At 31.1% G+C, this 13,225-nt stretch carries 18 protein-coding genes; 3 read left to right on the top strand and 15 right to left on the bottom strand.

Annotated elements, in window-relative coordinates:
• Positions 1-5 precede the first annotated feature (5 nt).
• The 5 genes from DK441_RS12730 to DK441_RS12710 form a co-directional block, all read right to left on the bottom strand.
• On the bottom strand, positions 6-419 hold the full coding sequence (locus DK441_RS12730) for a hypothetical protein (protein ID WP_109851064.1): 414 nt from the start codon (positions 417-419) through the stop codon (positions 6-8).
• Positions 412-801, bottom strand: a complete 390-nt coding sequence (locus DK441_RS12725) for a hypothetical protein (RefSeq protein ID WP_109851063.1) — start codon at positions 799-801, stop codon at positions 412-414. The genes DK441_RS12730 and DK441_RS12725 overlap by 8 nt, the downstream gene beginning before the upstream one ends.
• A complete protein-coding gene (locus DK441_RS12720; RefSeq protein ID WP_109851062.1) occupies positions 788-1,219 on the bottom strand; it encodes a DUF6463 family protein in 432 nt (143 codons plus the stop codon). Before DK441_RS12720 ends, DK441_RS12725 begins: the two co-directional genes overlap by 14 nt.
• Positions 1,216-1,767, bottom strand: coding sequence for a TetR/AcrR family transcriptional regulator (locus DK441_RS12715; RefSeq protein WP_109851061.1), 552 nt, complete (start codon positions 1,765-1,767; stop codon positions 1,216-1,218). Before DK441_RS12715 ends, DK441_RS12720 begins: the two co-directional genes overlap by 4 nt.
• A gap of 292 nt (positions 1,768-2,059) precedes the next feature.
• Entirely contained in the window at positions 2,060-2,284 is a 225-nt protein-coding gene (locus tag DK441_RS12710; RefSeq protein WP_034244961.1) for a helix-turn-helix domain-containing protein, read from the bottom strand.
• Positions 2,285-2,368: 84 nt separating this feature from the next.
• Here DK441_RS12710 and DK441_RS26575 point away from each other — a divergent pair, with 84 nt between their 5' ends.
• Both DK441_RS26575 and DK441_RS26570 read left to right on the top strand, forming a co-directional pair.
• On the top strand, positions 2,369-2,518 hold the full coding sequence (locus DK441_RS26575; protein WP_160112082.1) for a hypothetical protein: 150 nt from the start codon (positions 2,369-2,371) through the stop codon (positions 2,516-2,518).
• 69 nt (positions 2,519-2,587) lie between these two features.
• Positions 2,588-2,731 (top strand): hypothetical protein, encoded by a 144-nt coding sequence (locus DK441_RS26570; protein ID WP_159099244.1) that lies wholly within the window; start codon positions 2,588-2,590, stop codon positions 2,729-2,731.
• 35 nt (positions 2,732-2,766) lie between these two features.
• Here the strand turns inward: DK441_RS26570 and DK441_RS12705 are convergent, their stop codons facing one another.
• The 10 genes from DK441_RS12705 to DK441_RS12660 form a co-directional block, all read right to left on the bottom strand.
• Positions 2,767-3,267 carry a hypothetical protein gene (locus DK441_RS12705; RefSeq protein WP_109851060.1) on the bottom strand — a complete coding sequence of 167 codons (501 nt, stop codon included), beginning with the start codon at positions 3,265-3,267 and terminating at the stop codon, positions 2,767-2,769.
• 425 nt (positions 3,268-3,692) lie between these two features.
• The gene (locus DK441_RS12700; protein WP_109851059.1) at positions 3,693-4,088 is read right to left on the bottom strand and encodes a hypothetical protein; all 396 of its coding nucleotides are present in this window, start codon (positions 4,086-4,088) and stop codon (positions 3,693-3,695) included.
• Between the two features lie 8 nt (positions 4,089-4,096).
• Positions 4,097-5,116, bottom strand: a complete 1,020-nt coding sequence (locus DK441_RS12695; protein ID WP_109851058.1) for a phenylalanine--tRNA ligase subunit alpha — start codon at positions 5,114-5,116, stop codon at positions 4,097-4,099.
• Between the two features lie 58 nt (positions 5,117-5,174).
• Complete coding sequence (locus tag DK441_RS12690) at positions 5,175-5,996, bottom strand: GNAT family N-acetyltransferase (RefSeq protein WP_109851057.1); 822 nt, start codon at positions 5,994-5,996, stop codon at positions 5,175-5,177.
• A 100-nt stretch (positions 5,997-6,096) separates the two neighbouring features.
• Entirely contained in the window at positions 6,097-7,404 is a 1,308-nt protein-coding gene (locus DK441_RS12685) for a DUF885 domain-containing protein (RefSeq protein WP_109851056.1), read from the bottom strand.
• 99 nt (positions 7,405-7,503) lie between these two features.
• Positions 7,504-8,271, bottom strand: coding sequence for an AraC family transcriptional regulator (locus DK441_RS12680; RefSeq protein ID WP_109851055.1), 768 nt, complete (start codon positions 8,269-8,271; stop codon positions 7,504-7,506).
• A 70-nt stretch (positions 8,272-8,341) separates the two neighbouring features.
• Positions 8,342-8,698, bottom strand: coding sequence for a hypothetical protein (locus DK441_RS12675; protein ID WP_109851054.1), 357 nt, complete (start codon positions 8,696-8,698; stop codon positions 8,342-8,344).
• A gap of 193 nt (positions 8,699-8,891) precedes the next feature.
• Positions 8,892-10,025, bottom strand: coding sequence for a hypothetical protein (locus DK441_RS12670; protein WP_109851053.1), 1,134 nt, complete (start codon positions 10,023-10,025; stop codon positions 8,892-8,894).
• A 32-nt stretch (positions 10,026-10,057) separates the two neighbouring features.
• Entirely contained in the window at positions 10,058-10,936 is an 879-nt protein-coding gene (locus DK441_RS12665; protein WP_109851052.1) for a sugar-transfer associated ATP-grasp domain-containing protein, read from the bottom strand.
• A gap of 82 nt (positions 10,937-11,018) precedes the next feature.
• The gene (locus DK441_RS12660) at positions 11,019-12,596 is read right to left on the bottom strand and encodes a 7TM domain-containing protein (RefSeq protein WP_109851051.1); all 1,578 of its coding nucleotides are present in this window, start codon (positions 12,594-12,596) and stop codon (positions 11,019-11,021) included.
• 74 nt (positions 12,597-12,670) lie between these two features.
• Here DK441_RS12660 and DK441_RS12655 point away from each other — a divergent pair, with 74 nt between their 5' ends.
• Positions 12,671-13,183, top strand: a complete 513-nt coding sequence (locus tag DK441_RS12655) for an RNA polymerase sigma factor (RefSeq protein ID WP_025665293.1) — start codon at positions 12,671-12,673, stop codon at positions 13,181-13,183.
• Positions 13,184-13,225 lie beyond the last annotated feature (42 nt).

Here is a 13,225-nt window from a genome sequence, read left to right as displayed (position 1 = left end):
TCATTTTATTCTATTTTAAATTTCCATTTTCTTAAACCACCAATTAGAAATAGTAAACCAATAATTACTGCTACTACAGATTGAATAGTTTCTGATATTGTAGTGGTCTGTTCGGTTATATTATACAATTGTTCTGCAATCCCACGAAAAAGATATATAAAAGCAATTGTATAGATACCAAATTTTAAGAAAGGAAGTTTTTTAATTTTTTCGCTTGCCGAGAGTCCATAAAACCCAAAAATTAAAAAGATTAGTGCAACAAAAACCGTTAACAGGTATGGAAGAGTAAAATGAATTTGCTCTAGTGTTTTCATTTCTTCCAGAACACCAGTTTTTTCAAACATTTGTTCTGGCCAAATGAGTCCTACTAAATGACCTATGCCAATTAATATATTTATATATCCGCCGATTTTAAGCATTAGTCTTCGATTTTTTAACGCCAATGATTCCTAATATCCCAATAGGAAGAAGTAAAACCCATTGAGACGCTAGTATTGATTTATATACACTCGAAAAGATAAAAGCGAATGAAAAAGCGATGTATAAATAGCTTATGAAAGAAACTAATGCTATGTCTGCTTTCTTTGTTGTGTTAAAGCCATGTTTAAAATAAAGTATTGAAGAAGTAAATAGCATGATAGTAACCATATGCCAAACCCCTAATAGTTCGGTTTTTATTTGAAGAGTAATACTGCTTTCCATCAAAGGATTAATCAAATCTAATTGACCTCCAATTAAATGCAGGATTGCAGTAAAAATGTTAATTACTCCTGCAATTATCCAGTATTTATTTTTCTTCATTTCGTTGTTTATTTGATGTATTATGTTTTTTATAACTATCGTAGAGCATATAAGTTGCATGTGGTAACATTAAGAAAGTCATACCTGAAAAAGGAATCATGTACACTCCAATAACCACGATTATTAGATATATCCATATAAAATTTTTAGGAATTTGCCCATTCGTTTTCTCTACATGGTGTACTAGAACCCCAATAGGGATAAGTAAAAGTCCGAAATAGAAAAACCAAAATGCTGCGAAATGTTCATAATTCATTTGTCCATCGAGCAAAGGAAATTCAAAAAGTCCTTCACTTATTTTGAAAAAGAATTTGCCTGTAAATCCTGCAAACTGTTTCCAAAACGCCCATGGTGAAACTCCTAATAGTGAGTGAATAATCCCAAAGAATATTAATATTTTCCCATGTATTATTTTCATATTGCTATAAAGTGTTTTAATTCCTTTTTTACTTCTATAAGGTAATTTTTGGATTGTTTTTTGTTTTTTATCATTTCATGATACCCGATTAAATATTTATAAAAAATACTCGCTTTTATAGCAGCATCTTTCTTTGAATATCCGATTTCCTGAAACAACTGAGTTGTAAATTCTAATCTTCTAGTATCAATTTCATCTATGATAGCTTGAACTTCCTTATTCTTTACGGCATAGCGTTTTAAGAAAAAAATGAATTCTAAATAAGGGTCATTCTTAAAAGTGATTTTCAAAAATTGTTCAACTTTTTCTTCCGAAGATTTTGCTTTTTCGGTCTGCTGTATAATTTGGTCTGTTTCTGAAGTGATCCAAAAATTTATAAGCTCACTGATGAATTTCTTCTTGGATTTAAAATGCCAATAAAAGCTTGATTTGTTACATTCTAACTTTTTAGCAATCTTTTCAATGACAATACCAGAAATTCCTTGCTCAGAAAAGAGTTTGTATCCCAGTTTTATCCAATCATTCCTTTGTGCTATTACTTTTGGCATTATTAGACGGTTACGTTTAAAAAAACAAATATACAACAAAATTCTTATTAGACGATAACGTTTAATAAAGATTTTACATTTAATAATTAATTGAACATAAAATAAGGTAGACTAAATTGATCTTAGGCTTTCTTTTTCTTAAGAGCAAAATTCTTATAAGAACGTCGAACTCTGTATTTAAATCATATAGAGTAGTAATACAAGGGTATATATTAGTGCTCAAAAAAAACAAATACGAGTTTCGTCTATAAAATCTGGTAATAAAGCTTAAGAAAATTTAGATCATAAAGACTTAGTCAAAGTCTTTGGTGAAGAAATCTTTTGGAGATATTTCAAAATATTGACAAATTTTAAAAAGTGTTGAAAAAGAAATATCTCTTTTACCTTGTTCAATTCTTCCAAAGTGAATTCCGGTATCATTAAGCGCATCTTCTTGGGTCACATCTTTTCTTGACCTCAATTCTTTTACACGTTTAGCTAATAGATTTAGTAGCTCTTTTTTGTCATATTCTTCCACAATGGAAAATTCAGCTTAATAAAACACAAATTCAATTACCGATCGGTAATTTTTTATTACATTTGTCACATCAGATGATTATGTATGACCCAAGAAGAGTTATATCAATATATGTTAGCCTATAAAGAGGAGCATCAGTTTTGTAAAAAAGAACAAAGCTATTTTATTGCTATGCTAGAAGCACTTAAGCCTGACAACACTGATACAACATCATCAGAGCTTTCAGGTTCGTAAGCCTGTGCATTTTTATGGATGTATAAAAGATACTAATATCAATATAGTTTTTAACCAAAATTAACATGTATGACAGAGAAAAAACTTTATGAACGCCTTATGCTTCACAAAAGTAAGCATGGTGTCACCCAGGAAACACAACAACATTATTTATGGGCATTAGAAACTTTACAAAAAACCAATGCGGCCCGAGAATCTCATCAGAAATTTTAGCCTACAAAGAGCCCGTATACTAAATACGGGTTCTTTTACTTTGGTAAGTAACTAGTTTCCTGATGTTTTTTTGAATAAATAAATTTAAGGGTAGTTTCATATCCTAAATCAGGGTCATCATATTCAATGGTAACTACCAGATCTCCATTTTTGACAGTCACATAAGATTTATTAAATAATAAGATTTCGCTCTTATCATACATAAAATAAAAAATACCTTCTGATTCTTTTTCCCAACTCCCATGGGTATCTTCAGTATCCTTTATACATTCTCCTCCTGTTCCAAAATTATCATAATAATTTTTCTCAATAAATCTACCATTCTTTAACACTTCTAGAGTTGTCATTTTTTCACAAGAGGAAAGCGGGAATTCTTCTAATGGCGCATTCTCTTCTTCATTACTAAACTCTTGCTTCAATTGCCATATGCCAACTATCATAATATTAGAAGCATTAGAATCACCTTTTCCGCAAGAATATATTCCAAAAAGTGTCAAGACCAAAAACGTAGCATAAGCTGGTAAAAGTCTCTTCATATGTTGTATTTCCAATTACAGCTACAAAAATCAGAAAAATACTTCTTATTAACAAATAATTAACGTTAAAATGTGTATTTTATCGATTATAATAGCATTTTATCGATGCTTCTTAGTCTCATTTATTAATCATAGCTTACAATTAAAGTTAGAATTAAATGGTTATTTATAAAAACCATATTAAAAAAGAACGATCGCTAAAAATTGAGCAGTATAGATCCAGTACAATACAGATCTATCTGGGGAAGAACTAGACAGTAGTATCAATGTTCAATGTAATTGCTGTAACTAATAAATTTTAAGATACTTGGAAACCTTTAGAGGTATTAAGGTACTATTACTGTGCAAAAAGAGAAGATTATCCTGCAGTAGGAAATCATTCTAATTTACATCTCTGATATATTGAAGGTAGTTATAATTAGCATTTATTTTACCAATACTCCCAATTGATCCATTACTGGTAAATTCTGAAAAGCGTTTTCATTTATAGTATGTTTTCTAAACACATACTTTTTATCATACATTTTACTTTCTGCAAAGAAAGTGACAACAAATTCATTATTCATTCCCAGTAATTCTTCCTGAAGCATTTCGATTTTGGCAGAAGATTTTGCTTCCATTGTTCCTATACCGTGACGTAGCAATGAAGTTTTCCGATCCCCATCGTATCCTTTGGTTACCACTAAAACCATTTCTATTTCGGCATCTCGATCATTAATGATATAGGAGTTCCAATGTTGAGCAAGAAATTCTTCGTCCCATTCTTTGACCACTGCAATATAAACACCTTCTACAATAGGTATTTCAATATCTTTCTTCATGTTGTGCCCTATAGTGAAGATTTAAATTGCTCTAGGAAACGTACATCATTTTCGCTAAGCATTCGAATATCAGACACACCATATAATAAAAGAGCAATACGATCGATTCCCATCCCAAATGCAAAACCACTATATTCCTGAGGGTCTATATTACAATTTTTAAGCACGTTAGGATCCACCATTCCGCAACCCATAATTTCTAACCAACCTGTTCCTTTGGTCATTTTATAATCGGTCTCTGTTTCTAATCCCCAGTATACATCTACTTCTGCACTAGGCTCGGTAAACGGAAAATACGATGGGCGTAATCTAATTCTTGATTTACCAAACATCTCTGTAGTAAAGTATTGAAGTGTCTGTTTTAAATCGGCAAACGACACATCTTTATCAATATACAATCCTTCTACCTGGTGAAAAAAACAATGTGATCGTGCAGAAATAGCTTCATTACGATATACTCTTCCTGGAGAAATTGTACGAATTGGAGGTTTATTATTTTCCATATATCGTACTTGAACCGACGAGGTATGAGTACGTAACAGAATATCTGGATCTGTTTGTATAAAAAACGTATCCTGCATATCTCGTGCTGGGTGATATTCTGGTAAATTAAGTGCTGTAAAGTTATGCCAGTCATCTTCTATCTCCGGGCCTTCACTTACATTAAATCCTATACGAGAAAAAATATCGATGATTTGATTTTTCACCAAAGAAATAGGATGTCTAGATCCCAAAGCAATAGGTTCTGCCGGTCTTGTAAGATCGCCATAAAGTCCTTTATCTTCGTCTTTGGATTCTAATTCATCTTTTAAAGATTTTACCTTTCCTTCTGCTGCTACTTTAAGAGCATTAATAGCTTGTCCAAATTCTTTTTTCTGGTCATTAGCTACATTTCTGAACTCTGCAAAGAATTCGTTGATCAATCCTTTTTTACCCGAAAACTTAATTCGAAATGCCTCAACATCTTCTTTCGTTTTAGCTTTAAAACTATCAACTTCTTCTATATACTCTTTAATCTTATCAATCATCACTATTTTCTTAATAGAACGGCAAATTTACGCAATTTAGGTTAATAGAATAGTACATTTATATTCTTAATTCCATTTCGTATTGATCAATTATGTTTTCGACATGTATCGAATTCAAATAGTTTATTTTCTCGACAAGTCTTGTATCAATATTATTAATTTTTATAGTCTCACAGATACTTTTAATCCCTGAAAACAGACGATACCATCCTAATTCATTTTTATTCAAAAGATCAAATTGAGCTAAATATCCATTTACTGGATTTATAACAAAATAGGATTCGGGCATTTGATCTCTTAAAACTTGAAAATATCTATAATTTCCATCTTTGATTGAGTTTTTGTGATTGTCCCAGGAATAGTATTCCTGATTGGGTAAATTTATCGTATCAAATTGGTTAAAATCAATTTCATTTAACTCAATAATTTTCTCATTCTCAATCTGTATTTTACCTTTAAAGCATTTATAATTTTTACATTTCTTAAAGCCAACATTTTCATAGGACCTAATGGCAATTGTATTCTCTTTGATTACTTCTAAAGAACATAGAGTAATACCATTTTGTTTTAAATCTTTAAGAGCATATTCATAGATAGATTGCACTATCTTTTTTCCTCGATACTCAGGAATCACCCCTGTTCCTGTGTTAAATGCGATTAGATCTCCGTTTCGTTTGTCAATTCCATTTATAATAAATCCAACAAGCTTCTCATCATCAAACATACCATAGGATAGATCAAATCGAACTTTTGCGTTATCCCATCTTTCTTTATAATACTCTAAATCTGTAGGCATTTCTACAAAGTAGTTTTTAAATGAAATTAGAAAGCAATCTATTATCGATTTAAACGCAACTTCTTCTAAGGTTCTAACCACCATACTATAAATCTATCTGTATTTTATCATTATTAAATAAGCACTCTAAATATAATGAACTTCATAATCATCATACGATAATGCTTTCATAAATATGAATTAATTACAGTCCTAGTTGTGATTCTAAAATTGAATAAGGTAACAATCCGTTTTTTAAAATGTTTTTGTGAAATTCTTTAAGGTTAAAGTTTTGATTTTTTTCGAGTTGTGATTTCCATTGAAGTATTTTATTGGATCCATATTTATACGTGATAACTTGTACTGGCCATCTTTTCATTCTAGCTATTTCGCGAAAAGCAATATCATCTTGTCCTTTGATATATTGTTGCCAAAATTTTAACGCTTTTTGGTCACTCCAGCCATAATAATTAAGACCTACATCTAATGCTACTCGTACAGAACGAATAATATCCCATTCCCATTTTCCTAATTCATCATATATGTTTTGATATGCTCCTATTTCCTTTCCTATTTCTTCTACATATGCAGCCCATCCTTCTGCAACTCCTCTATATCTAAACATTTTTTGAATATCAGAGCGATGCAATAACGTTTCAACCATTGCCTGATAATGATGTCCTGGCATTCCTTCATGAACGTATAACCAACCTACTTGTCGCTTATTAAAAGATGTATTGAAATAATTATAATAAAAGGTACCATTTGTATAAAAACCTGGAACTTGAGACAAATTTTTATTCGTTCCTTGTTTAATTTTTACTTCTGGAATTCTATCTGTAAATGGAAATATTTCTGGTAATTTGTTGGCTACAGTTTCTCTGATTTTTAAAAAACGCTTTTGAACCATTTCAACATTAGAATAAAAAAATACAGAATCCCTAATATGTCTATTAAAATTCAAACTATCCATCCCGGATTTGATCTGTATTTCTTTGATTTTTGAAGTTACCTTTTCTATTTCTTTTACTCCCAAATCATATATCTGGTCTGGTGTTGCGTCTTTATCTACCCACTTTTTTAAAAAATACGCATACCAATCTTTTCCATTTGGCACATCAAATATTTTAGTGGTTGGGATACTATCTCTAATCGCATTTAACCATTTTTTTTCGATTATGATTCTCTCCCGATTCAGTTCACATTCATAAAGCAATACTTCATAATCCAATTTATCACGATCAGATAATTGATTTTTGTCTATTTTTTGTAATGCATTTTCTAAAGAAATAAATACTTCTTCCTGGTTTTGAACAGATTTCTTGCCCCTAATGTTCTTAAGGTTTTCTACAAAAGAAAGTTCTAATCCCTGAAGATCTAGTTTTTTATAGTTCTTTATAAACTCTTTGGTTATAGTTTCCCATTCAATAGATTGGCTTTCGGTTTTGTTTTGGCAACTAAATAGAACGAACATAAATATCTGTACTATAATTCTAATATCTCTACTTACCATATTAATTTGATTTTTAAAATCTGTTTTAATACAATGATACTATAGAAATCTCACTATAGTTTGTGCAATCTTGCTATTTTATATAGAATTGAGAATAGTTTAAATCACTTCATATTGTGAAGGCGGTATTTTGTAATATTTTTTAAATCTTTTAGAAAACGAAGCTAAATCTGTATACCCTAATTGATATGCTATCGAAGTTAAAGAAATCTTACCACTATGTAATAGTTCTCTGGCTTTTTCCATTCGCAACTGCTCCTGCATTTGTAACGGAGTTATTTTAAAACAAATTTTAAAAACTCTGGCAAAATGATACTTAGAGATGCCTGATATACTGGCAAGAGTATTTAGCGAAATTTTATGTGCATAATATAAATGAATATATTCTCTTGCTTCAAAAAGTTTTGAAACCAGAAGTTTTTGTGTGTAACTCCTTTTGGTTATGTTTTGTAAACCATTTCCGATTATGGTTAGATCATTTTGAAAGCAGAGTAAATCGTCTTTAAGCTTAGTAATAATCTCTAAAGGTTTTTGAGCAAATTTAGCCGTTGTAGTAGTGTTAGTAAAATCGTATATAGACTTGCCTAATGAGGTAGATAAAATTCCCGAAAATGGTTGATTAAATAATAAATCATTTTTCAAAAAATCTGATATCTCTACATCTAATAATTCTGGATTGATATCTAGACAAAAACCTTGGGTACTTATATTTTTAGAATACACTTCGTAGTCAATATTTTCTCTCAGGATAATAAATTGACCCTTATGCACATTTAATCGATTTATATTCGTTTTATAATGTTCTTTTCCTTCTATCACATATTTTAAAGCAATACCTGTTGTTTTACCATTGTAAATTGTTGGCATATTACTTTGAGAGAAATTTATTTTCCCAAAATCACGATGTTGATATCTTGTTTTGTTCTCGATACTGTACTTATACGATATACCTACTTACCAAAAAATAACTTACAATAGCTTCTTTCATCAAAACAGATTGTTCACCTGCTTTAAGACTAGGTAATTGTTCTTTAATCTTATAATGTGGCCAACCATCATCATCATAATAATCAAATTCATAATAACCATAAGGTTCTAAAAGTCGACATATGGCAATATGCATTAAATCTAATTTTTCGTCTTTTTTAAACTTCCGGTGTAACTGACCCAATTCTTGTACTCCTATTAGATATATAATCCCGTCGAGATCTAAATCTTCTCCGTCTGCAAACTGATCCGACAGTTTTTTTACCAGGATCTCCCAGCGTTCTTTTAGCTTTTCGTCTCTTGCCATTGTCCTTACTCAATTATGGTTGTCAAATGTGCTTTGGATATTTAATAAGAGTTCACTTTTAAACTGGATAAGTTAGATTAATAGTTCGAATACTGCTAATCATAATTTTACCAACTTGATCTTATTAAAAAGTTAAGCGCTACAAAAGTAACGCTTAACCCAAAAAAACTAACAATAAATAAAAGGGAATATGTTATAATTCCCATAGAATACCTATTCCTGCATATTGGTTTCTATAATTTCTGAAAGAACGGGCGTCTATATCTGTATAATTTGTAATCCTCACCCTAGAATATAGTGTTGCAGTTAATGAAAATCCATTTCCTATTTTATGTGAAGCATTTAGATTAAAATTTGCATATTGATATTTCAAATTTTCTCCTATTGCTATCTCGGTATTTCTGGCTTCAATTTCTTTGTATTTTCTGGTAATAAAAGACAGAGAGGTTCGTACTTTGGTTGTTTTATTTTTATATCTCATATTGATTCCCGGACCAAACTGATTAAATCCAGAACGCCCGGTAGAGTTATCGATCCTTGTGTAATACACAAAATTGGGCTTTATTTTAAATTTCTCGCTAAACGGTAATTCATAAAACAAACCTCCTTTTATGTAGTCCCAATCTCTTTCACCGTCTGTATCTATTTCGCTAGCATTAAAAGTATCATACTTTCTTTTTTTGAAATATGTATTCACCCCTAGCTTGTGTTCTAATCGATTTACAGTAAAGGATTGCACACTGGAGAATTGAACTCCAAACTCATCAAATTGTAGATCCCTTACTCCAAAAGCATCAAAATTTTTAAAGTTATAAAACCCTTCTAATGTCATTTCATTAGCATTAAAAGGCATAAGCTTTATTCCTGCGGTAGCTCCATAGTTTGTATATCCCAATGGATTAATCAATACATCCTGATCTCCGCCCAAACCTTCTCTATTCATTCGCCTAAATCTAACTTCGGCTAAAAAAGTAGTTTTTTTAGTAAATCTGTGATCGTATTTTGCTCTTGTATCCAAGCTCCAATAACTATCATCAAAATTCTCATAAAATAGTCTTGAAAAAGGATTTAAAGACAACCTTATTCTGTTTTTTTTCCATTTATAACGGTACTTATAATTGATTGAGATATCCTGATAGATGCTACTTGATATCAAATCCTCTTTTGAAAGTACACTATCATTCACTCTTACTTCTTTAGGGCTTTTAAAATAGTTGTATTCATACCCTCCCTGTGTTTCGATATCGAAAGTGTTTTTACTCTGCGAAAAGCCTATAGCGTATATAAATAGGATGAGTACAGCAAGTATTATATTTCTGTTTTCCATTACAATTTTCCTTCTTTTGTTTAATGCGTTATTTAAATAGCTTGTTTTATTACTTCTTTTAATCCGGTTTTATTTACTAGCTGAATCCCAAGGCCAGGTCGAACATTGATTTCCATAATTTGTGGGCCTTTATTTTTATCGATCACAATATCAATCCCCAGATAGTTTAATGGAAATGCCTTAGCAGTTGCTATAGATATTTCCAAAATTTCTTTCCAGTATGGTATGGGGGTACCATTAACCAAAAATGTACTATCCGGGTGATGATTGCTATATTCTTTGCCATCATATACTTCTAATAATCTTCCTCCTTTCATGTCGATACCTATACCTACCCCATTTTGATGAAGATTGGCTTTACCATCAGACCTATCTGTGGGCATTCTTAACATTCCCATTAATGGTATTTTATTAAGTGTTATGATTCTAAAGTCGGGTACTCCCTGTGGATATATCTCATAAAAAAAAGGATGTGGCTCTATGCATTCTTCGATAAGTACCCTGTCGTGAGAACCTAACGAAAAAAATCCCATAATTATAGATGCCATATGTTGAAATACTTCTCGATCGGTAATCATTTCACCGTTGCATATCCAATTATCTTTCTTGTCCTTTTTAAGAATTTTAATTCCGCCACCACCACAACCATTTGCTGGTTTTATTGCTACAGAAGGATAATGTTTGCAGGATTCCCATGCTTCTTTAATATCACTATTATATTCGATTACTGCATAGGTTTCTGCACAAGGGATATTGTATTGATGTAATATTTCTTTGGTAAGCACTTTATCATCGGCTAAGGGATAATGCCTCTTCGGGTTATTGGGATAAATAAGCTTTATGTTTCTTTCATTCAAACCAATTACGCCAGATGCTGCAGTCGATTTCTTATTGAAAATTATTGAGAACATATTTGTATTTTTTAGTATTATCTTTTTGTTTGCTATAGAAACAGGTGAGTGTTTATATACCCTACCAAAAAAAGGTGGTTTTTTATTTTTCTGCTTTCAAAAGAGGCTTGAACCTAAATAATTCTACCCATCGTATCCCAATATATCTCCCTAATAATGTGGACAATGCTATTATTAAAAGAGCTATTTCAGGAAATAAAACCAAAACAGATGGTAACCATGACCAGGATAGTATGAGATAAGAAATTGATGTCGCTATTAAAGTTTGAAACAATTTATCGATAGCCTTTATGTATCCGTCTTCAAGAGTAGAGCGTGAGAAGCGTTCTGCCGAAATGGTAAGGATAATGATAGGGAAGAATGTTAACTTGGTAAGCCATTCTATGTTATTCTTAACCCCAAAATGTGTTGCCAAAAGGATCACAGATACCATTGTAGTAAGTGAGATCACCACTTTTGGAGTGTATAACAGCCCTAGCTTATCAAAAGGATATGATATTAATCCAATAAACATAATAAGTCCCACAAAAATTGCAATTCCAGAAATAAAACCTGTATGCAATAAAGAAAAGGCTATCAACACTGGTAGGAATACTCCAAAAGTTTTTAATCCAACAATATTTCTTAAAAAAGCAACCAAAAATCCCCCAATAGGCAGTAATAATAAAAGATGTAAAGCTCCTGTTGGTATTACATTTTTATCGATCAGGTGCCAAAGAGAAAAACCTGGTAGATTATGAATTTCTTCAGAATTCATTTTTAAGAAAGAAATATGATGTACCTGTTCCATCTTATAGGTATAATCAAACTGAATGCCCGCAGTATGAGTAATCAAAGATTTATCTCCTCGATAAAGTTCTAAGTAATTGGCAGGTAAAAACCCAAAATGATTATTTAATGCATCAAAAGGAACCCATGTTTCATTAATCAATACTTCTACCCAGGCATGGGATGTTCTTTTATCTGTATTTTCTACAATAATTCCACCTTTTATTCTTGCTGGATATCCCAAATTTCTACTTAGCGCTACAAATAATCTGCTTTTTCCATTACAAGAAGCTCTATTCTGTTCGATTGTAGTTACAGCATCTGTGAGTGTAATGATTGGTGCAGAAGGAATAGCATATACATACTCAAAAACATTTTTGATTACTTCTCTGTCATTTTTAGTGTTTTGTCCGAGTTGAGTCGCTAATTCATTGATAATTTCATTATCAGATTGTATATTTTCTGTAGGTTTAAGATATTTTCTATACTTGCCCGATGCAACATTAAAGACTTTTGGGATTCTAAAATTTCTATCTTTTCCTTCGAAAACAAATTCATAATCTACAGAATGATATGTATTTCTCTCCCTGGTGTTCCAAATTGCTCTTATATTTTCGCCAATTTCTTCTTTCTTAACAAAAGACAGAGTACTGTCATTTTTGATATTTTCATTAGAAATTCTTTGTCTAGAGTTGCTACTGGGGATATATGTTTTTAATGAAGTGTTTTTATCTCCTGATTTAAAAAAAAACCTGTAGTTTACTTTATAAACTTTTTCAGGATTAAAATTGTCATAATTATTGAGAATTGGTTTTATTTTAAATCCTATTGCGATTATGGCAATTATTGAAATTATAGTTAATGCGATTTTAAGATTTGTTTTCGAATTCATAATCAGCTATTTTTGGATTAATAACAGGTAGGAACTGTTTCACCCTACCTCAAATCGAAAAAAATTCTTTTTTTATGACCCAATCCTCAAAATCTGTTTGTGAACAACCCGTATTCACCAAGCTATTCGAGACACATGCTGAGGATATAAGAAATTTTATTTACTACAAATGTGGGGATAAGGAACAAGCAGAAGATGTAATGCAAGAGGCATTTATAAAACTTTGGGATAACTGTAAAAAGGTAATCTTTGAGAGAACTAAAGGTTTTTTGTGTACCGTTGCTAATAACTTGTTCTTAAATCAAGTTGCTCATAAGAAGGTAAGACTAGAATATGCAAAAATACCTCGTAGCACCAAAAATATAGAGTCTCCGGATTATGTGATGGAAGAAAAGGAGTTCATGGATAAGCTTCAGAATGCCATTTCTGAACTTTCTGATGGCCAAAGAGAAGTTTTTCTACTCAATAGAATTGATAAGAAAACATATAATGAAATTGCTGAAATGCTAGACATTTCGGTAAAAGCTGTAGAAAAGAGAATGCATAATGCATTAAAGCAATTAAGAAAATTGGTAAAAAATATATAAAAGACGGTAGGGTATTTTACACCTTAGCTGTTATTCTCCTGA

It is taken from the genome of Aquimarina sp. AU58 (assembly GCF_900312745.1).
Classification (GTDB): domain Bacteria; phylum Bacteroidota; class Bacteroidia; order Flavobacteriales; family Flavobacteriaceae; genus Aquimarina; species Aquimarina spinulae.
The sequence above is the reverse complement of the archived record's forward strand: the minus strand, read 5'-3'. Positions and strand labels throughout refer to the sequence as shown.

Bases quoted from the DNA above. Each gene is read 5' to 3' on its own strand.
- DK441_RS12705 (WP_109851060.1), bottom strand. From the start codon at position 3,267: ATGAAGAGACTTTTACCAGCTTATGCTACGTTTTTGGTCTTGACACTT.
- DK441_RS12670 (WP_109851053.1), bottom strand. From the start codon at position 10,025: ATGGAAAACAGAAATATAATACTTGCTGTACTCATCCTATTTATATAC.
- DK441_RS26575 (WP_160112082.1), top strand. From the start codon at position 2,369: ATGACCCAAGAAGAGTTATATCAATATATGTTAGCCTATAAAGAGGAG.
- DK441_RS12700 (WP_109851059.1), bottom strand. From the start codon at position 4,088: ATGAAGAAAGATATTGAAATACCTATTGTAGAAGGTGTTTATATTGCA.
- DK441_RS12655 (WP_025665293.1), top strand. From the start codon at position 12,671: ATGACCCAATCCTCAAAATCTGTTTGTGAACAACCCGTATTCACCAAG.
- DK441_RS12660 (WP_109851051.1), bottom strand. From the start codon at position 12,596: ATGAATTCGAAAACAAATCTTAAAATCGCATTAACTATAATTTCAATA.
- DK441_RS12675 (WP_109851054.1), bottom strand. From the start codon at position 8,698: ATGGCAAGAGACGAAAAGCTAAAAGAACGCTGGGAGATCCTGGTAAAA.
- DK441_RS12730 (WP_109851064.1), bottom strand. From the start codon at position 419: ATGCTTAAAATCGGCGGATATATAAATATATTAATTGGCATAGGTCAT.
- DK441_RS12715 (WP_109851061.1), bottom strand. From the start codon at position 1,767: ATGCCAAAAGTAATAGCACAAAGGAATGATTGGATAAAACTGGGATAC.
- DK441_RS12720 (WP_109851062.1), bottom strand. From the start codon at position 1,219: ATGAAAATAATACATGGGAAAATATTAATATTCTTTGGGATTATTCAC.
- DK441_RS12685 (WP_109851056.1), bottom strand. From the start codon at position 7,404: ATGGTAAGTAGAGATATTAGAATTATAGTACAGATATTTATGTTCGTT.
- DK441_RS12680 (WP_109851055.1), bottom strand. From the start codon at position 8,271: ATGCCAACAATTTACAATGGTAAAACAACAGGTATTGCTTTAAAATAT.
- DK441_RS12665 (WP_109851052.1), bottom strand. From the start codon at position 10,936: ATGTTCTCAATAATTTTCAATAAGAAATCGACTGCAGCATCTGGCGTA.
- DK441_RS12695 (WP_109851058.1), bottom strand. From the start codon at position 5,116: ATGATTGATAAGATTAAAGAGTATATAGAAGAAGTTGATAGTTTTAAA.
- DK441_RS26570 (WP_159099244.1), top strand. From the start codon at position 2,588: ATGACAGAGAAAAAACTTTATGAACGCCTTATGCTTCACAAAAGTAAG.
- DK441_RS12690 (WP_109851057.1), bottom strand. From the start codon at position 5,996: ATGGTGGTTAGAACCTTAGAAGAAGTTGCGTTTAAATCGATAATAGAT.
- DK441_RS12725 (WP_109851063.1), bottom strand. From the start codon at position 801: ATGAAGAAAAATAAATACTGGATAATTGCAGGAGTAATTAACATTTTT.